Origin of the sequence: Bradyrhizobium huanghuaihaiense (assembly GCF_007830635.1) — a bacterium.
Lineage (GTDB): Bacteria > Pseudomonadota > Alphaproteobacteria > Rhizobiales > Xanthobacteraceae > Bradyrhizobium > Bradyrhizobium huanghuaihaiense.
The window spans coordinates 193,112-212,167 of the sequence record NZ_VLLA01000014.1; the positions used below are offsets into that span (position 1 = coordinate 193,112).

Annotated in this window: 17 protein-coding genes; 4 read left to right on the plus strand and 13 right to left on the minus strand. The window is 64.9% G+C overall.

Annotated features, from left to right (window positions below):
- Positions 1–19 precede the first annotated feature (19 nt).
- The 3 genes from IQ16_RS26435 to thiD all read right to left on the minus strand — a co-directional run bounded on the left by IQ16_RS26435 (position 20) and on the right by thiD (position 2,945).
- Positions 20–1,078 (minus strand): glycosyltransferase family 4 protein, encoded by a 1,059-nt coding sequence (locus tag IQ16_RS26435; RefSeq protein ID WP_018642898.1) that lies wholly within the window; start codon positions 1,076–1,078, stop codon positions 20–22.
- Between the two features lie 13 nt (positions 1,079–1,091).
- Positions 1,092–1,904 carry a UDP-2,3-diacylglucosamine diphosphatase gene (locus IQ16_RS26440; RefSeq protein WP_018642900.1) on the minus strand — a complete coding sequence of 271 codons (813 nt, stop codon included), beginning with the start codon at positions 1,902–1,904 and terminating at the stop codon, positions 1,092–1,094.
- Positions 1,905–2,144: 240 nt separating this feature from the next.
- On the minus strand, positions 2,145–2,945 hold the full coding sequence (gene thiD, locus IQ16_RS26445; RefSeq protein ID WP_026311973.1) for a bifunctional hydroxymethylpyrimidine kinase/phosphomethylpyrimidine kinase: 801 nt from the start codon (positions 2,943–2,945) through the stop codon (positions 2,145–2,147).
- 276 nt (positions 2,946–3,221) lie between these two features.
- Between thiD and IQ16_RS26450 the strand changes: the two genes are divergently transcribed.
- Positions 3,222–5,198, plus strand: coding sequence for an ATP-binding protein (locus tag IQ16_RS26450; RefSeq protein WP_051122973.1), 1,977 nt, complete (start codon positions 3,222–3,224; stop codon positions 5,196–5,198).
- Positions 5,199–5,289: 91 nt separating this feature from the next.
- On the plus strand, positions 5,290–5,535 hold the full coding sequence (locus tag IQ16_RS26455; RefSeq protein WP_018642903.1) for an Lrp/AsnC ligand binding domain-containing protein: 246 nt from the start codon (positions 5,290–5,292) through the stop codon (positions 5,533–5,535).
- A gap of 9 nt (positions 5,536–5,544) precedes the next feature.
- Here the strand turns inward: IQ16_RS26455 and IQ16_RS26460 are convergent, their stop codons facing one another.
- The gene (locus tag IQ16_RS26460; protein ID WP_018642905.1) at positions 5,545–6,468 is read right to left on the minus strand and encodes a c-type cytochrome; all 924 of its coding nucleotides are present in this window, start codon (positions 6,466–6,468) and stop codon (positions 5,545–5,547) included.
- Positions 6,469–6,622: 154 nt separating this feature from the next.
- Here IQ16_RS26460 and IQ16_RS26465 point away from each other — a divergent pair, with 154 nt between their 5' ends.
- Both IQ16_RS26465 and IQ16_RS46650 read left to right on the plus strand, forming a co-directional pair.
- Positions 6,623–7,042 carry a CHRD domain-containing protein gene (locus IQ16_RS26465; protein ID WP_018642907.1) on the plus strand — a complete coding sequence of 140 codons (420 nt, stop codon included), beginning with the start codon at positions 6,623–6,625 and terminating at the stop codon, positions 7,040–7,042.
- Positions 7,043–7,296: 254 nt separating this feature from the next.
- Entirely contained in the window at positions 7,297–7,578 is a 282-nt protein-coding gene (locus IQ16_RS46650) for a VF_A0006 family four-cysteine protein (RefSeq protein WP_283812191.1), read from the plus strand.
- An 8-nt stretch (positions 7,579–7,586) separates the two neighbouring features.
- Here the strand turns inward: IQ16_RS46650 and IQ16_RS26475 are convergent, their stop codons facing one another.
- The 9 genes from IQ16_RS26475 to IQ16_RS26515 form a co-directional block, all read right to left on the minus strand.
- Positions 7,587–8,870, minus strand: coding sequence for a cystathionine gamma-synthase family protein (locus IQ16_RS26475; protein WP_018642909.1), 1,284 nt, complete (start codon positions 8,868–8,870; stop codon positions 7,587–7,589).
- Between the two features lie 426 nt (positions 8,871–9,296).
- A complete protein-coding gene (locus IQ16_RS26480) occupies positions 9,297–9,746 on the minus strand; it encodes a cytochrome c (protein WP_018642910.1) in 450 nt (149 codons plus the stop codon).
- A gap of 127 nt (positions 9,747–9,873) precedes the next feature.
- The gene (locus IQ16_RS26485) at positions 9,874–12,183 is read right to left on the minus strand and encodes a xanthine dehydrogenase family protein molybdopterin-binding subunit (RefSeq protein ID WP_018642911.1); all 2,310 of its coding nucleotides are present in this window, start codon (positions 12,181–12,183) and stop codon (positions 9,874–9,876) included.
- A 199-nt stretch (positions 12,184–12,382) separates the two neighbouring features.
- Positions 12,383–12,658: a DUF1127 domain-containing protein gene (locus IQ16_RS26490; RefSeq protein ID WP_018642912.1), complete on the minus strand. Its 276-nt coding sequence runs from the start codon at positions 12,656–12,658 to the stop codon at positions 12,383–12,385.
- Positions 12,659–13,050: 392 nt separating this feature from the next.
- Positions 13,051–13,440, minus strand: a complete 390-nt coding sequence (locus IQ16_RS26495; protein ID WP_018642913.1) for a VOC family protein — start codon at positions 13,438–13,440, stop codon at positions 13,051–13,053.
- A gap of 82 nt (positions 13,441–13,522) precedes the next feature.
- Entirely contained in the window at positions 13,523–15,049 is a 1,527-nt protein-coding gene (gene murJ / locus IQ16_RS26500) for a murein biosynthesis integral membrane protein MurJ (protein WP_018642914.1), read from the minus strand.
- 215 nt (positions 15,050–15,264) lie between these two features.
- Complete coding sequence (locus IQ16_RS26505; RefSeq protein ID WP_018642915.1) at positions 15,265–16,416, minus strand: DegT/DnrJ/EryC1/StrS family aminotransferase; 1,152 nt, start codon at positions 16,414–16,416, stop codon at positions 15,265–15,267.
- A 33-nt stretch (positions 16,417–16,449) separates the two neighbouring features.
- Complete coding sequence (locus tag IQ16_RS26510; RefSeq protein WP_018642916.1) at positions 16,450–17,454, minus strand: Gfo/Idh/MocA family protein; 1,005 nt, start codon at positions 17,452–17,454, stop codon at positions 16,450–16,452.
- A gap of 183 nt (positions 17,455–17,637) precedes the next feature.
- Positions 17,638–19,050, minus strand: coding sequence for a mannose-1-phosphate guanylyltransferase/mannose-6-phosphate isomerase (locus IQ16_RS26515; RefSeq protein WP_026311977.1), 1,413 nt, complete (start codon positions 19,048–19,050; stop codon positions 17,638–17,640).
- Positions 19,051–19,056 lie beyond the last annotated feature (6 nt).

A 19,056-nucleotide genomic window follows, 5' to 3' on the forward strand; every position in this document is an offset into this window, starting at 1 on the left:
CGCGCGATGAACCCTGGTTTCAGGCTACGAAACTAACCGGCTCGGCCCCATTCCTGCCTGATAGCACCGCCCCGACCGCCTGGATGCTGTCGATGAAGACCCGCGCCGAGGCCTCCCAGGTGTAGTTGGCGGCGAATTCGACGCAGTCCTGCCGGCAGACACCGAGCGCGGCGAAGCAGGCATTGCGCAGATCGTGATCGAGAGCGCCGACCGGCGCATCGCCGATGACGTCGCGAGGACCCTTCACCGGGAAGGCCGCGACCGGCAGGCCGCTCGCCAGCGCCTCCAGCAGCACCAGGCCGAACGTGTCGGTCTTGCTGGGGAACACGAACACGTCGGCGGCGGCATAGATATCGGCCAGTTCCTCGCCGTGCTTCTCACCGAGGAAGATCGCATCGGGATAGGCCTCTTCGAGCGCGGCGCGCGCCGGGCCGTCGCCGACAACCACCTTGGTGCCGGGCAGGTCGAGGTCGAGGAAGGCCTCGAGATTCTTCTCCACCGCGACGCGGCCGACCGACAGGAACACCGGCGCCGGCAGACAGAGATCGACTGCGCGGGGGTGGAACAGGCCGGTGTCGACACCGCGCGGCCACAGCACGACATTGTCGAAGCCGCGCTCGGTCAGCTCGCGGGCGAGCGCCGGCGTCGCCGCCATCACGGCGCGGCTGGGCGCATGGAAACGGCGCAGCGCCCGCCAGATCAGCGAGCCCGGGACCGGCACGCGGGCGCGGACATATTCGGGGAAACGGGTGTGGAAGCTGGTTGTGAACGGCAGCTTGCGCTGGCGGCAATAGCGCCGGACCATCAAGCCGATCGGCCCCTCGGTCGCGATATGGATGCTGTCGGGACGTGCCTCCTCGATCAGCCGCGCGATTCGCGCAGGGCGCGGCATCGCGAGGCGCACGTCGCGATAGCTCGGCATCGCGAAGGTGCGGAACGATTGCGGCGTCAGGAACGTGAACTCGACGCCAAGACCTTCGACGTTAAGGCTTTTGGCGGCATCAGCGAGCTTGGTCAGCGTCCGAACCACACCATTGACTTGCGGGTGCCAGGCATCGGTCGCGACCAGGATGCGCATCAAGTGGCCCTTGTTATGCAGCTCTGGCTGCGACCTGCGGGACTTCTGCCGGCTTCTGCAAATGGTCCGCCCAGGTGATGATCTCGAAATGGCCGTCGTCGTGCTCGACCAGGGCGGTGCAGCTCTCCACCCAGTCGCCGCAATTCATGTAGCGGATGCCGGCCTCGTCGCGGATCACGGCGTAGTGGATGTGGCCGCAGATCACGCCGTCGGCGTCATGGCGGCGCGCTTCGGCCGCAAGCGCCTGCTCGAACGCGCCGATATAGTTGACGGCGTTCTTGACCTTCTGCTTGGCCCATTGCGACAGCGACCAATAGGGCACGCCGAACATGCGCCGGAAGAAATTGACGAAGCGATTCATCTGGATGGCGAAGTCGTAGGCCTTGTCGCCGAGATGGGCGAGCCAGCGCGCGTTCTGCACCACGAGGTCGAAGATGTCGCCGTGGATGACGAGATAGCGCTTGCCGTCCACGCCGGTGTGGACGGTGTTCTCGACCACGTCGATGCCGCCGAAATGCGTGCCGTAATAGTTGCGCAGAAACTCGTCGTGATTGCCGGGAATGTAGATGATCTTGGCGCCCTTGCGCGCCTTGCGCAAAAGCTTCTGGACGAGGTCGTTATGCGATTGTGGCCAGTGCCAGCTCGATTTCAGCGCCCAGCCGTCGACGATGTCGCCAACGAGATAGATCGTGTCGGCATCATGGTAGCGCAGGAAGTCGAGCAGAAGGTCGGCTTGAGAACCGCGGGCTCCGAGATGAACGTCGGAGATGAACAACGTGCGAAAGCGCCGCTCCGGGCTCTCGTCACTCACATCGTAACTTCCCATGCGCCAGCCTGTAACAATGTCCCGTGACAGGGGGATGACCGATTGAACCCTTGAGGCACCTTCAAATACGAATCACGCCTTGCCTCGCCCTCCCCCGCGAATATCAGTCGCATGCGACAATCAGGCGACATGGCGCCGCGGGCCGCCCCCGCAATAACCCGGAACTGCAACGAGAATGATGAAATTTGGCTCGGTCGGCTCTTACCCTCCCCTGGAGGGGGAGGGTGAACCGGAACGCCGTCAGTAAAATTTGTGGAAATGATGGATCGGCCCATGGCCATGGCCGACGCTGAAGCGGTCGGCGGCTGCGATCGCAGCACTGATCCAGGTCTTGGCGTTGCGTACGGCGCCCTCGAGATCCTCACCTTTGGCGAGCCCCGCAGCGACCGCCGAGGACAGCGAGCAGCCGGTGCCATGGGTGTTCTTGGTGGCGACGCGGGGCGCGGCGAGCGCGGTCGTGTGTCCGGACGTGACGAGATAGTCGATGCTCTCGGCGCCCTGGCCGTGCCCGCCCTTGATCAGGACCGCACGGCAGCCGAGCGCCAGCAGGCGGCACCCCTGAGCTTCGATCTCGGCCTCGCTCGCCGCAATGTGCTCGCCGAGAAGAGCTGCGGCCTCCGGCAGGTTCGGCGTGATCACTGAGGCCAGCGGCATCAGCCTGGTGCGCAAGGCGTCGACGGCTTCCGAGGCCAGCAAACGGTCGCCCGAGGTCGCCACCATCACGGGATCGAGGACTATGTGGCGCGGCTGCCAGCGCGACAGCGCGGCTGCGATTGCGTCGATGCTGTCGGCCTGGCCGACCATTCCGATCTTCACCGCGCCGATGTCGAGATCGGAAAACACCGCATCGATCTGCGCGGCGACGAACTCGGCCGGCACGGCGTGAATGCCGGTGACGCCGCGCGTGTTCTGCGCCGTCAGCGCCGCGATCACGGAGGCGCCATAGACGCCGAGCGCGGCAAAGGTCTTCAGATCCGCCTGGATGCCGGCGCCGCCGCTGGAATCCGAGCCGGCAATGGTGAGCGCAACGGGCGTCGTCATTGCCGGATGACGTTCGTTTGAGAAGGATACCGCCATACCCTGTCCTAGCGCGCCCCCGACGTGCCAGCAAGCCAGGCCAGCCATGGGCTAGCGAATCAGGCGGAACGCAGCCTCGCGCCCTGTCGTCCCGCAATCGTGCACATCCCGCCCAAATATCACATCGGCATCGCCCGGCCTTGGCATCGATTCCGATGAATGAGAGGTTGGCCTGTGGATTCGTCCACAACGCCATGTTGCGGGCCAGCCTCGGCCCGAAATCCTCTCGGGAACCCGATCATGTGGGCCTATTTCGAACGTCTCCTCGACTCCTCGATGTTCTCCCCGCACGGCATCTGCCTGCTCTGGGAACCCGAGCTGATATGGCTTCACGTCGTCTCGGACGCCGCCATTGCGCTGGCCTATTTCTCGATCCCGTTCGCGCTTGCGATCCTCGTCACCAAGCGGCGCGACCTCAAGTTCGGATGGGTGTTCTGGGCGTTCGCCGTCTTCATCATGGCCTGTGGCCTGACGCATGTGCTGTCGATCTACACGCTCTGGGTGCCGGTCTATGGCATCGAGGGTCTCGTCAAGGCGGCGACGGCCGTGGCGTCGGTCGTCACCGCGGTCGCGCTCTGGCCGCTGCTGCCGAAGATCCTGACCATCCCCTCGCCGTTCGAGCTCCGGCAGGTCCAGGCCGCGCTTCAGGAGGAGGAGACCAAGAACCGGGACGCGGCACAGCTGCTCGGCCAGGTCAGCGAAACCCAGCGCGCGCTGCGCGAGAGCATGACGCGCCTCACCGCCGTGGTCGACACCGCGGTCGACGGCGTCATCCTGTTCGACGCGCAGGCCCGGATTCTCCTGTTCAATCCCGCCTGTGAACGCCTGTTCGGCTATCGCGCCGACGAGGTCATGAATCGCGACATCGGCATGCTGATGTCCAAGGAGAGGCCCTCATCCACCGGTCGCGCGCAGCGTTTCGCAACAGGGGAAGCCGTCGGCCTGCGCAAGGACGGGTCACACTTTCCGATGAACCTGTCGGTGGGCCAGGCGTGGCAGGACGGCGAGCTGATCCATGTCGGCATCGTCCACGACCTGACCAGGCGCAAGCTGACCGAGCAGCAGCTGCAGCAGGCGCAGAAGATGGAGACGGTCGGCCAGCTCTCCGGCGGGATCGCCCACGACTTCAACAATCTGCTCACCGTCATCATCGGCAACGCGGAATTCCTGAGCGAGCAGCTCCGCGAGCGTCCTGACCTCAGTCGCTTCGCCGACGACATCTGCCAGTCGGGCGAGCGCGGTGCGGAGCTGACGCAACGGCTGCTGGCGTTCAGCCGGCGCCAATTGCTGCAACCCCGCGCGATCGAGTGCCGCGAGCTTTTGACCTCGATGCACAAGCTGCTCAAGCGCACTTTGCGCGAGAACATCGAGATCAGCACGGCGTTCGGCTCCGGCTCCATCCAGGCCTTCGCCGACCGCGCCCAGCTCGAATCCGCCGTGCTCAATCTCGCGCTGAATGCGCAGGATGCCATGCCCTCGGGCGGGCATCTCACCCTCAGCACCGAGCTCACGGCGATCGACGAGCACTATCGCATGCAGCATCCGGAGGTGGAGTCCGGCAGCTACGCCCTGATCGCGGTCACCGATGACGGCGAAGGCATGGCACCTGACGTCATCGAGCGCGCCTTCGAGCCGTTCTTCACCACCAAGGAGGTCGGCAAGGGGTCTGGCCTCGGCCTCAGCATGGTCTATGGCTTCGCCAAGCAATCGGGCGGGCATGTCTCGATCTACAGCGAGCCGGGCCTCGGCACGACGGTCCGCATCTACCTGCCGCATGCCGGCGGCGAGACGTCGCTCGCCGACATCGAGGCGCGCGAGGAAGCCGCGCCCCGCGGCCACGAAACGATTCTGATCGCCGAGGACGATCCGTTCGTCCGCTCCTCCGTCACGCTGCGCGTGGAGGCGCTGGGATATCGCGTGATCTCGGCCGTCCACGGCAAGGAGGCCCTGCAGCTGCTTCGCACCAACCCGACCATCGACCTCCTGTTCACCGACATCGTGATGCCCGGCGGCATGAGCGGCTGGGAGCTCGCCGACCAGGCCCGGCGTATCCGCCCTGGCCTGCCGGTCGTGTTCTCGTCCGGCTACGCCCTGGAGACCCTGGTCGAGCAGGGCCGCGCGCACGCCCAATCGATCGTCCTGACCAAGCCCTATCGCAATGCCGAGCTCGCCCGTCGGCTCAGGGAAGCGTTCGCCGCCGTGCCGCTGCCGTCCTAGAAGCGCTCCGGCCGGGGGCCAGCGAGTTCGCTTGCCAAGCCACCCCGGTTTTGGCCTATTAGCCGCCAGATGCGCTTTCGGAGTGACTGCAATGGTTCCTTTTTTCGTCCAGATCAAATGCAAGCTCGGCCAGTCCTATACGGTCGCCAATGCACTCGCCGAAGCCGAGATCGCCTCCGAGATCTACTCGACCGCCGGCCAGTACGATCTGCTGGTGAAGTTCTACGTCGACAAGGACACCGACATCGGCCACTTCGTCAACGAGAAGGTGCAGGTGCTGCCGGGCATCCAGGACACCCTCACCATCATCACCTTCAAGGCGTTCGGCACGGGCTAGAGATCGCTGCTAGCCGCCCTCCTTCTTCTTGGGCGGCGTCGGTCCCTGCACCGGTGGCAGCGACTTCAGATAAGCGGCCATCGCGGCGCGATCTTCCGCGGTCAGTTGCGCCAGGTTCTTGATCACCGGCCGCATCGCACCCGAGGCGCTATCGCCCTCGGGCATGTCGCCGGTCTCGAGGAAATCGGCGATATCCTTCTCGCTCCAGCTGCCGATGCCCTGCTGGGTGATGTTCGGCACCCAGCCCTCGCCTTCCGGATTCGGACCGCCGGCGAAGCGCTGCGCCGTGATGATGCCGCCGAGCAGATTGCGCGGGCTGTGGCATTCGGCGCAATGGCCGAAACCGTTCACGAGATAGGCGCCGCGATTCCATTGCGGCGAGCGCGCAGCGTCCGCGACGAACGGCCCGGTGTTCATGAACAGCAGCTTCCAGATGCCGACATTGCGGCGGATGTTGAACGGAAACGGCAGCGCGTGGTCGCGCACCCTGCCTGATACCGGCGGCAGCGTCTTCAGATAGGCGAAGAGATCGCGGACGTCGTCGATCTTTGCCAGATGGTAGGACGTGTAGGGAAATGCCGGGAAGTAGTGCGTGCCCTCGGGCGAGATGCCGCGCATCACGGCGTTGACGAAATCAGCCTCGCTCCACCGGCCGATCCCGTCGGCCGGATCGGGGGAAATATTGGGGACGTAGAACGTCCCGAACGGCGAGCCGAGCGCCAGGCCGCCGCCGAGCCGCAGGCGGTCGGGCTGGTTGGGCACCGCATGACAGGACGAGCAGCCGCCGGCGTTGAACAGCTCCTGCCCGTTGGCGAGATCGGGGCTGCGTGTCGGCGCCGGCACGGCCAGCGCGGCCGGGGCGGTCAACCACCAATAGAGGCCGAAAGCCGCGACGGCGGCGATCAGGGCGGCAAGTAGTGTTCGTCGCAGCATTCAATCATTCCATCATGAGCGCGCGAACTTAAGGGTCATGCCGGGCCCGATCCAGCCACGAATATTTTAGGTGGTCCGGCTGTCATGTGGGAATAAACTGCAGGACGTACTGTTTGGAAGTGCACAGCAATCAGGCGTCAACAGGGAGAGACTCATGACCAAAGCCGTTTTTGCCACTCTGGCACTCGGAGCTGCCGTTGCCTTCGCCGCCCCGGCCAGCGCGGAGAAACTGAAGGCGACGCTTGACGGAAAATCCGAGGTACCCGCCAACACCAGCAGCGGCACCGGAACGGCCGAGCTCGACTATGACGCCGCCAGCAAGAAGCTGTCGTGGACTGTCAACTATTCCGGGCTCTCCGGTCCTGCCACCGCCGCCCATTTCCACGGCCCCGCCGAGGCCGGCAAGAACGCCGGCGTTGCGGTCCCGATCGCCAATCCGGGTTCGAGCCCGGTCAAGGGCGAAGCGACGCTCACCGACGCGCAGGCCGCCGACCTGCTCGGCGGCAAGTACTATATCAACATCCACACGGCCGCGAACCCGGGCGGCGAGATCCGCGGCCAGGTGATGAAGTAACGCGAAAGCGCGGCTTCGTCGCGGAAAGGCCGGACGCAAGGAGGGAGCGTCCGGCCTTTTCGATTCGCGGCGGAGGCCGCTCGGGCGGTCCACGCTTGTGCCTTGCCTGCCTCGCGCGTTCCGCCGTAAACTTCGGCCTCACCAATTTCCAGAGTGGCACTGTGCGGTTCGTTTCCAGCGTTCTCGATCGGCCCGACGATGCGAGCATCAGACGATCGGCGCGCGGGCCATTGTACGTTCTGGCAGGCCTCATCGTGGCCGGAGCGTTTCTTTGCTTCTCCACCTCCGTCGTTGCGCAAAGCGACATGGAAAAGCAGGCTCAATGCGAGCTGTCCGCCATCCGCGACACGCGGTCGCCCCTTGCCGTGCAGTACATCCGCTCCGCCTGCAACTGGCTCGTCGTCAACGGCGATTCCCTGCTGAACGCATCCAGCAAGGGCTATTACATCTGCCTCGTGCGGCAGCTCTCGGGCGCGCAGAGCAACGAGGCTGCCGCGGCGATCATGTCGGCATGCCGCGCGTCCAATCCGCTTTGATCCCCCGCTCAAGCCGCATTCAGTGCCTGCGCGAGGTCCGCGATCAGATCCGACGGGTTCTCGATCCCGATCGACAGCCGGATGGTGGAATCGAGCACGCCGATCTTTTGGCGGATGTCGGCGGGAACGCCGGAATGGGTCATGGTCGCGGGCAGGCTCGCAAGCGACTCTGTGCCGCCAAGGCTCACCGCCAGCTTGAGGATCTGCAGCGCGTTGAGGAATTTCACCGCCGCCTCCTTGCCGCCGACGATGTCGAACGAGAAGGTCGATCCCGCCCCCAGGCATTGCCGCGCGAACACGCGGCCCAAGGCTGAGTCCTGTTCGTGATGACCGAGATAGTGGACCTTGGCGACTTTTGGATGGTCGCGTAGATAGCTCGCCACCAGGCGCGCATTCGCATCGGCCTTTTCCATGCGCAGGCTCAGCGTCTCCAATGAGCGGTTGATCATCCAGCACGAATGCGGATCGAGCTGGGTGCCGATGGCACCGCGCAGCGCCTTGATGCCCTTCATGATCGCCTTCGATCCGAGCGCGGCGCCCGCGATCAGGTCGGAATGGCCGCCGACATATTTCGTCAGCGAATACAGCGACAGGTCCGCGCCGTGCTCGATCGGCCGCTGAAACACCGGGCCGAGCAGCGTGTTGTCGCAGGCGATGATCGGCGTGTGTCCCTGGGCCTTGCCGATGGAATCGGCGATGCGGCGGATCATCGCGATGTCGACGAGGCCATTGGTCGGGTTCGCCGGGGTCTCGATCAGGATCATCGAAACCCGCCCCCGACCCATCGCCTCCTCCGAAGCCTGCCTGACCGAGGCTTCATCGATGCCGTCGGCAAAGCCGACCGCGCCGATCGACAGGCGCGCAAGCGTGTTCGTCAGCAGCGTCTCCGTGCCGCCGTAGAGCGGCTGGGAGTGCAGGATGACGTCGCCGGGACGGACGAAGGCGAGGATCGTGGTTGCGATCGCCGCCATGCCCGAGGAGAACAGCGCGCAGCTCTCGGTGCGCTCATAGACCGCGAGCCTGTCCTCGACGATTTCGCTGTTGGGGTGGTTGAAGCGCGAATAGACCAGGCCTGCGCCCATGCCTTCCGGCGGCTCGCGCCGGCCAGCGACGTAGTCGAAGAAGTCCTGCCCGTCTTCGGCGGTCTTGAACACGAAGGTCGAGGTCAGGAACACCGGCGGCTTGATGGCGCCTTCCGACAATTGCGGATCATAGCCATAGGTCAGCATCAGGGTTTCCGGATGCAGCATATGGTTGCCGATATGGGTCTTCGACGGGAACGGTTTTACCATGGCCTGCCTCGCTGTTCTGATGCTCGCCGCGCGTTGGAACTCCTGACGTCATGAAGCAGTCGGGAGCGAGATGCGTCGACTCGTGTCAGCGCACGGCCGTTGGCACAAAGATAGCCGCTCTCAGAGCGATCCGTCAGGCCTTGCGGACAGAATTTCTGCGGGCCGACTCATCGGCTGGTTATGAGTCATGTAGCCCGGATGAGCGAAGCGACATCCGGGACAGACTATCAGTCTAGGCTCCCCGGATGTCGCTTCGCTCATCCGGGCTACGAGACTGGACGTTGACGCAACAAAAAAGCGGCTGCTTTCGCAACCGCCTTAGTAGCCCGGATGGAGCGCAGCGCAATCCGGGACAAGTCCATCAAGTCACGCAGGCTTCCCGGATTACGCTGCGCTCCATCCGGGCTACAAACGAACTTCGCCCGGTTATTTCAACTTCAGGCGATAGGTCTCGTGACAATCGGTGCAGCGGTCGTTGATCGCGGTGTAGGCCGCCTTCAGGCTCGCGACGTCGGTGATCTTGCCTTTGACGTCGGCGATCGCCTTCTGCACCGGCGGGATCTTGGAGTCGAAATCGGCCTTGTTCTGCCAGACCTTCGGCGAGGCGCCATAGGTCGCGTTGACGACATCCTGCTTGGGATTGACCTCGAAGGTCTTGGCGATCTTGGCAACATCCGCCTCGATGTTGGCGATGGCCTGGTCGGCGGCCTTCTGGTCGAAGGGGATATCGCCCTTCGTCATCTTCTGGATGACGCCATACTGGTTCTTGCCGATCGAGCGCATCAGATTGTCCTGCTGGACGGCAATCTCCTGTTGCGCCATGACGGCGCCCGCGCCCAGCAGGAGGGCGCCCGCGACAATCATCGTCCGTTTCATTGGTCCGTTTCTCCGGCTCTCGAGACGTTCAGGGAATGAGACTTCACCGGCTTCACGGGAAGCCGGACCCCATCATGGGTAGAACCCCGCGCGGCGCGTTTATTCCCGGGCGCGCGGAGATCGGGTTTTAGAGGCTGTGGCGGCGATGGTGCTCGTTGATGGCGATCCACACCCGCTCCGGCGTTGCCGGCATGTCGATGTGGTCGATCTTGTACTCGCGCCAGAGTGCGTCGACGATGGCATTCACGATGGCCGGGCAGGAGCCGATCGCGCCGGCCTCGCCCGCCCCCTTCACCCCCAGCGGATTGGTCTTGCAGGGGATGTTGTGGGTCTCGAACACGAAGGCCGGACCGTCCGCCGCCCGCGGCAGCGCATAGTCCATGTAGGTGGCGGTGATGAGCTGGCCGTCGGTCGGCCCATAGACCACCTGCTCCATCAGCGCCTGGCCGATGCCCTGCATGGCGCCGCCATGGACCTGGCCGGCCAGCAGCAGCGGATTTAGCGTCTTGCCGAAATCGTCGACGATCACGTAGTTGACGATCTTGATGATGCCGGTGGCCGGGTCGATCTCGACCTCCGCCAGATGCGTGCCGTTCGGATAGGTGCCGTCGGCACTGGCGAAGGTCGCGCTGCCCTTCAGCTTCGACGGATCGACGCCGGGCCGCTTGGCGAGATCGGCGAAGGAGATCGAGCGGTCGGTGCCGGCGATGCGCACGATGCCATCGGTGATCTCGAGATCGCCGGCGCTGGCTTCGAGTGCCTGCGCCGCGATCTCTTTCAGCCTCGAGCCGAGCTCGCGCGTGGCACGCTCGACGCTGACGCCGCCCGAGGGAATCGAGGCCGAGCCGCCGGTGCCGAGGCCCGTCGCGATCTCGTCGGTGTCGCCCTGGCGGACGTTGACGCGCTCGGGCGCGAGGCCGAACTGCTCGGCGACGATCTGCGCATAGGCGGTCTGGTGACCCTGCCCGCTCGACTGTGTGCCGATCAGGACGGTGACGTCGCCATTGGGATCGAGCCGGACATTGGCCGTCTCCTCACCCATCACACCGCAGATCTCGACATAGCTCGCGAGCCCGATGCCGCGGATCAGGCCGCCCTTCTTGGCCGCCTTGGCGCGCTTGGGAAATTCCTTCCATTCCGCGATCTCCATCGCGCGCTTGAGATGCGCGGCAAAGTCGCCGGAATCGTAGACCTTGCCGGTCGCGGTCTTGTAGGGCAGCGCCTTCGGCGGAATGAAATTCTTGCGGCGGATGGCGTCCGGCGTCATGTCGAGTTTTCGCGCGCAGGCATCGACCAGACGCTCGATCACATAGGCGGCCTCGGGACGACCCGCGCCGCGATAGGCATCGACTGGCACGCTATGGGTGAAGATGGTGCGCACCCGGCAGTGGAAGGCCTGGATATCGTAGAGGCCAGGCAGCATGCCGGCGCCGCCATGGGGGATGTAGGGCCCGAAGGTCGACAGATACGCGCCCATGTCGCCCATCAGGTCGCAGTCCATCGCGAGGAACTTGCCGTCTTCAGCCAGCGCCATCTTCGCGGTGGTCACGTTGTCGCGGCCCTGCGCATCACCCATGAAATGCTCGGAGCGGTCGGCCGCCCACTTCACCGCCTTCTTCAGCTTGCGCGCCGCGACCGCCATCAGGGCGTATTCCCGGTACGGAAACAGCTTTGTGCCGAAGCCGCCGCCGACGTCGGGACAGATCACCCGCATCTTGTCGGTGGGGATGTTGAGCACGTTCTGGCACAGGATGTCGCGCAGGCGGTGGCTGCCCTGGCTGCCGACCGTCAGCGTCAGATGGTCGCGCTTGGCATCGTATTCGCACACCGCCGCGCGCGTCTCCATGAAGCTCGCGACCACGCGCGGATTGACGATGGAGATTTCGGCGACCGCATGCGCCTTGGCAAAGGCGGCTTCCGTCGCCGCCTTGTCGCCGATCGAGACGTCGAACAGTACGTTGCCGGCCTTGTCCGGCCAGACCTGCGGCGCGCCGTTCTTCACGGCATTGACGACGCCGGTCACCGCCGGCAGCGGCGACCATTTGACCTCGATCGCCTCGATCGCGTCGCGGGCCTGGTCGATGGTCTCGGCGACGACGAAGGCGATGGAATCGCCGACATGGCGCACCTCGTCCTTGGCGAGGATCGGGTAAGGCGGGCCGGTGAACGGATCGGTCTCGAGGTTGAACAGGCACGGCAGATTGCCGAGATCCTTGACGTCATCCGCGGTCAGGATCAGCGCGACGCCGGGCAGGCCGCGGGCGCGGCTCGCATCGATGGTGTATTTGGCATGCGCATGCGGCGAGCGCAGCATCAAGCAGCGGAGCGCGGCCTGCGGCGCATAATCGTCGGTATAGCGGCCCTTGCCGCGGATGAGCGCGTCATCCTCCTTGCGCAGCACGCTTTGGCCAACGCCGAACTTGATGGGAGCCGCCATTGTCTTGACCCGTCCTATGGTTGTTTTGCCGGCATATTGCCGTGGAAAAAGTGGCAAGGCAAATGGGTTTGGTCAGGCGCATGGGTCGCGGGCGGGGAAAGCGCCGCGCCCCCGTCACCATGCCGTCTAGATTGCGCCGCGAAACAAGACCTCATCCTGACGAGCCCGCCAAAAAGAAGACGCCGCCCACCTTAGGAAGTTACATCCCACTGCGCTTCCACAGATCCGCCGCGCGATCTCGCAGCCTTTCGATAGCACGCTCGGGCGCGATGTGGTCGATCTCGCCACGCGTCAGGCCGATATCCATCAGCTCCCTGTCGCTCAGGTCCTGCAAGGTGACTCGTGACCGCTGGCGCCAGCCCTGAAACGCGCGCCAGTATCGCCCGAGCAGGTTCAAGGCGATGGAGAAGTCGAGGCGAAGCCGCGCGGCATCGCCCTCCGTCTCGGAGGTGATGTTCGTCTGTTGGGGTGGCATCGGATGCTCCTGCTGTTGTGCCGGCAGGGAGCGTGACCAATGAAAAGGCCCCGTCCGATGCCGGCGGGGCCCTTGTGAAAAGATGTCGTCGTCGAATTCCTAGCGCGCGACTCCTTCCACGGCCCAGCCGAAGCGGGTCATGTTCGAGAGGTTGACTTTGCGCACCGATTTAATCATGGGACGTTACTACCACGGCAATCGCATAAAATCAAGGGATGTGCGGAGGCTGACTGCATCCTGGAAGCGAGCACCTCACTCCGGCGCCTAGCCGCGCACCAGCGAGACCAGCCACCTGCGTCCGAACAACACGAGGACCGCTAGCGCGTAGATGATCGTGCCGGCGACGGCGAGCCAGTGTCCTGATTGAGCACAGTGTGGTGACTTCCCACATCCTATGTCGGTTCAATCAGGTCCCAGCGATTTCCGTAGAGGTCTTCAAACACTGCCACCGTGCCGTAGACCTCACGCCGCGGCTGTTCGAGAAACTTCACGCCTCGCTCTCGAAACGCTTCGTAGTCGCGGTTGAAATCATCAGTCGCCAAGAACAGAAAGACGCGGCCACCACTCTGATTTCCGATGGCTTGCTCTTGGCCCGGGGTCGCAGCCTTGGCTAGCAGAATGCCGCTCTCGGCGCTGCCGGGCGGCGCGACAACAACCCAGCGCTTTTCTTCGTCGAGACGCGTGTCCTCCCGAAGTTCAAATTCGAGTTTGCCAACAAAGAATGCAATCGCCTCGTCATAGTCTCGAACGACTACCGCAGTAAGGCTCAGATGCTGTGGCATGCAGGGCTGCCGATCGTTTCCGTCGACGGAGAACCGATTGGAGCCTCTATCGTTAGATCAATCCTCCGGTAGAGGATAGGCCCTAACCGCGCACCAGCGAGACCAGCCACTTGCGTCCGAACAGCACGAGGATCGCGAGCGCGTAGACGATCGTGCCGCCGACGGCGAGCAAGGCCAGCGTCACTTCATCCCGAAAATGCATCGGACCCAGCATGGAATTGCTGAAACGCGCGATCAACCAGAACGCCGCAGCCAGAATGACCCCGATCAGCAGGAATTTGCCGATCGACATCAGCCAGGCGCGGTCCAGCACGAGGAAGCCGCGCCGCACCGCGAAGAACAGCACCAGCAACAGATTGGTCCAGACGCCGACGGCGGTGGCCAGCGCGAGGCCGATCTGGGCTAGCGATCCCATCAAGGCGACCTTCAGGGCGACGTTGACGGCGATGCCGGTCAGCGAGGCCCGAACCGGCGTTGCCGTGTCCTTGCGGGCATAGAAGGTCGCGACCGCGCTGCGGATCAACACGAACGGGATCAGGCCGATGGCATAGGCTGCGAGCGTCGCGCCGGCGGCTGCGGCATCGGCCTTCGAGAACGCGCCGCGGGCGAACAGCGCGCGCATGATCGCATCAGGCACGGTGAGAAACGCCGCGACGAACGGCACCGAGAACAGCAGCGTGAAATCGAAGGCGCGGCGCTGCGCCCTCATCGCGCCGTCATGGTCGTTCGCCGTGATCCGCCGCGACATCTCCGGCAGCAGCACCGTGCCGATGGCGATGCCGATGACGCCGATCGGGAGCTGGTTGAGGCGGTCGGCGTAATAGAGCGCCGACAGTGCGCCGGCAGGCAGGAAGGTCGCGATGATGGTGTCGGCGAACAGCGCGACCTGCGTGCCCATCGAGCCCAGCGTCGCAGGTCCCAGCGCCCTAAAGAAGCCGCGGACATCCTCATCGAGCTTCAGAGGCGCAAAGCGCGGCAGGCCGCCATGGCGGGCGAGATCGCCCGCCAGCAGGAAATATTGCAGGAAGCCGGAGATCAGGACGCCCCAGGCCGCGGCATGGCCCGCAGTCGGAAACCAGACGGCAACCGCCAGCGTCATCATCATCGCGACGTTGAGGAAGATCGAGGCCGCCGCGGCGCTGGCAAAGCGCTGCATCACGTTGAGCATGCCGCCATAGAGCGTCACCAGCGTGATCAGCAGCAGATAGGGAAAGGTGATCCGGGTCAGCTCGATCGCGAGCTTGCGCTGCTCGGCGTCTTCACTGAAGCCCGGCGCCAAAATGCTCATGGCCTGCGGCATGAACAGCCAGGCGACGATCAGCAGCACCACCTGCGAGGCCAGGAGCAGCGTGAAGATGCGGTTCGCGAACAGTTTTGCCGCCGCCTCCCCCTTCTCGCCATGGACATGCGCATAGGCCGGCACCCAGGCGGCGTTGAAGGCGCCCTCGGCAAAGATCGCACGGAAGTGATTGGGCAGTCGCAGCGCGACGAAAAAGGCGTCGGCCACCGGGCCGGCGCCCAGGATCGCCGCGAGCATGATGTCGCGGGCAAACCCCGTCAGCCGCGACAGCAGCGTGTAACCACCGACCGTGAAGATGCGTCCGAGCATGCGGACTCTTCTAGAGGCTTATCGGGCAGAGGTCGATTGCATCTTGCGATGCGCATTACTGCGCCCTCTCCCCCTTGCGGGAGAGGGCAGCACCGCGAGTAGACACAAACTCACTGGGGTGAGGGGTATCTCTCGGCGCGTACCGGGCGGAGAGAGCCCCCCACCCGGCTTCGCTTCGCGAAGCCACCCTCTCCCGCAAGGGGAGAGGGAAGAAATCAGCCCGCGAGCGCGCCTTGCACGGCGGCGATGATTCGCTCCTGGTCGGCTTCGGTCAGGTAGGCGTGCATCGGCAGGCTGATGACGTCCTGCGACAGGCTCTCGCAACCCGGCAGGCCGCCTTCGGCGACCGGATACTGCTTGTAGGCGGTCTGCTGGTGCATCGACTTGCCGTAATAGATCGCGGTCGGCACGCCCTGGGCTTTCAGCGCGGCGGCAAAGCCGTCGCGGTCGGTACCCTCAGGAAGACGGATCGTGTACTGCGCCCAGACCGAAGTGTTGCCGGGTGCAAGGCGCGGCACGGTGACGACATTCGACAGGCCACGCGCGTAGCGCTCGGCGACCTTGTTGCGGGCGGCGATCTCGTCGTCAAAGATCTTCAGCTTCTCGATCAGGACCGCAGCCTGCATGGTGTCGAGACGGCCGGTGAGGCCGAGGCGGACGTTGTCATATTTGTCGACGCCCTGCCCGTGCACGCGGATGCTGCGCAGCGTCGCCGCGAGCTCGTCGTCATCGGTGAAGATCGCGCCGCCATCGCCGAAGCAGCCGAGCGGCTTTGCGGGGAAGAAGCTGGTGGCCGTGGCGTGTGCCAGCGTGCCGAGCTTGCGGCCCTTGTAGCTCGCGCCAAAGCCTTGCGCAGCATCGTCGAGCACGAACAGGCCTTCGGCCCTGGCGATCTCGGCAATGGCGTCGTGATCGGCGGGCTGGCCGAACAGGTCGACCGGAATGACCGCGACCGGCTTCAGGCCGGCCTTGCGGGCGGTCGCGATGCCGCGCTTGAGCGACTCCGGGCTCATGTTGAAGGTCGTCTCGTCGACATCGACATAAACAGGCGTCGCACCGGTCCGCGCCACCGGCGATGCCGTCGCGATGAAGGTGAAGGACGGACAAAACACGGCATCGCCGGGCCCGACATTCTTCGCCATCATCACCATCAGGATCGCGTCGGTGCCGCTGGCGCAGCCGATCACGTGCTTGGCGCCTGAGTAGGCCGCCAGCTGCTTCTCGAGCTCGAAGACTTCGGGCCCGTTGACGAACTGGCAATGGTCCATCACGCGCTTGACGGCGGCGTCGAGCGAGGCGCCGAGCCGGCGGCGCTGCGAGGCGACGTCGATGAAAGGAATGGGTTCGGAACGCAGATGCTGGTTCATGACGCCTTCTTGAGTAGTCGACATGGAAAGGGATCAGCCGGCGACGCGGCGCGGCTCCTTGCGAGCGGGCGCCGTCGCGGCGGGACGCGAGGGCGTCTCCAGGCACTGCGTGGCGATCTCGAGGCTGGCAACGCCCTCATCGCCCGTGACCGCCGGCGTCTCGCCATGGCGCACGGCTTTGAGGAACGCGATCAGTTCGGCGCGCAGCGGCTCGTCATGGCCGACCGGCAGATGCCGCATCGAATAGCTGCCGTCCGGCTTGAAGCCGAAGCATTCGGTGACCTGGCGCGTGAGCAGATCGCCCATCACGTATTTGCCGCGGGTCGCGACCGTGACGCTGCGCGCCTTGAACGGCGTCAGCCAGTTGGTGTTGATGTGGGCGAGCACGCCATTGGCGGTGCGGAACTGGAGCAGCGCGATGTCCTCGCGCTCGGCGACCGCGCTCGACAATTGCGGCTGCACCTCGACGATGTCGGATTCGGTGAACCAGCGGATCAGGTCGATGTCGTGCACGGCAAGGTCGATGACGACGCCGACATTGGACATGCGCGGCGGGAACGGGCCGACGCGCGTGATCGCGATGGAGAGAATGTCTTCGCCCGCAATCGCCTGCTTGACCGCGGCAACCGCCGGATTGAAACGCTCGACATGGCCGACCATCAGCGTGACGCCGGCCTTTTGCGCGGCGGCGACGATCTCGCGGCCCTCTTCGACCGTGGAGGCGATCGGCTTCTCGACCAGGACATGGATGTTCTTGGCGATGCAGGCGAGCGCGACCTCGTGATGCAGATGGGTGGGCGCCGCGATGGTGACGGCATCGACGCCAGCGGCGAAGAGCTGGTCGAGCGTCTCGAAGCCCTGGCAGCCCGCAAGCTCGGTGGTGCGCGTCAGATGCGCCGGCGACGGATCGACGACGCCGACGAGGCTGACGCCGGGAAGACCGCTGAGCACGCGCGCATGGTTGCTGCCCATGACGCCCGCGCCAATCACGCCGACGCGCAAGCCGGCCTTTGCCGGTGCAGACACTTTGGAACTCATCTGAGCAAACCCCGATTCAACGCAAATCCCCGGGCCGCTTCTAGCACGGGCGCCATATTTGTGGCGAATGCCGGCCTGACGGTCCGGACACGATTTGATTCAAAAAGTTACACGTTCCCCGGGCCTTAAGCCGGAAAAGAGACCGCCTTACCGGCCCGGGTCGCGTGATTCGGAGCCTGCTGGTTACGACCTTTGATAGTCGTCTTCAATCCGGATGATGTCGTCTTCCCCGAGATAGGAGCCGGTCTGGACCTCGATCAGCTCCAGCATGATTTTACCGGGGTTTTCAAGACGATGGACCGCGCCCATGGGGATGTAGATCGACTCGTTCTCGTGCACGGTCTTCACGGTCTCGTTGACCGTGACCTGGGCCGCGCCGCGGACCACGATCCAGTGCTCGGCACGATGGTGGTGCTTCTGCAGCGACAGCCGTCCGCCCGGCTTCACCACGATGCGCTTGACCTGGTGGCGCACGCCGTTGTCGACAGACTGATAGCTGCCCCACGGACGGTGCACCTTGAGATGCTCCTCGGTGACCTTCGGCGCGACCGTCTTGAGCTTGGTCACCAGACGCTTCAGGCCGTTGGCATCCTTCTGTCGCGAGACGAGCACCGCGTCCGCAGTCGCGACCACGACGAGATCGTCGACGCCTTCGAGCGCGACCAGCGCGGAATCGGTGGTGACGTTGCAGTTGCGGGAATCCTCGAACACCGCGGTGCCGTGCGCCGCATTGCCCTGCGCGTCCTTCTCGGACAGCTCCCACACCGCATGCCAGGAGCCGACATCGGACCAGCCGCAGGACACCGGCACGACGGCGGCGCGCGAGGTCTTCTCCATCACGGCATAGTCGATCGAGATCGCCTTGGCCGCACCGAACGCCTCGGGCTCGAGCGTCACGAAGCCGAGATCGCGGCCGGCATTTGTGACCGCGTTGGAGACCGCCTCCACGCTTGCCGCATCGACCTTGCGGTATTCGTCGAGCAGGACCGCGGCCGGGAACATGAAGTTGCCGCTGTTCCAGAGATAGCCCGAATTGACGTAGTCGGCCGCCTTCACGGCGTCGGGCTTCTCGACGAAGCGCGCGACCGCGTGAACCTCTCCGGAGATCACGTCGCCCGGACAGATATAGCCGTATTCGGTCGCGGGCCGCTCCGGCTTGACGCCGAAGGTGACGATGCGCCCGGCGCTCGCGGCGGTGAGGCCTTCGCGGCACGCCGCGACGAAGGCGGCATTGTCCTGCACGACGTGATCGGCGGCGAGCGCGAGCACGATCGCTTCACTGGCGCGGTTCTGCGCGAACACGGCGCCGGCTGCGATCGCGGGGCCGGAGTCGCGCCGCATCGGCTCGAGGATCACGTCGGCCTCGATGCCGATCTCGGCGAGCTGCTCCAGCACCATGAAGCGATAGGCCGCATTGGTGATGACGATCGGGCGATCGAACAGCGATGCATCCGAGACGCGCAGCAGCGTGTCCTGGAAGGTCGAGCGCGTGCCGAACAGCGGCAGGAACTGCTTCGGGCGCACCTCGCGCGAGGCGGGCCACAGCCGCGTGCCGGCACCGCCGCACATGATCAGGGGGATAATGCGTTTGTCCATCGTCAT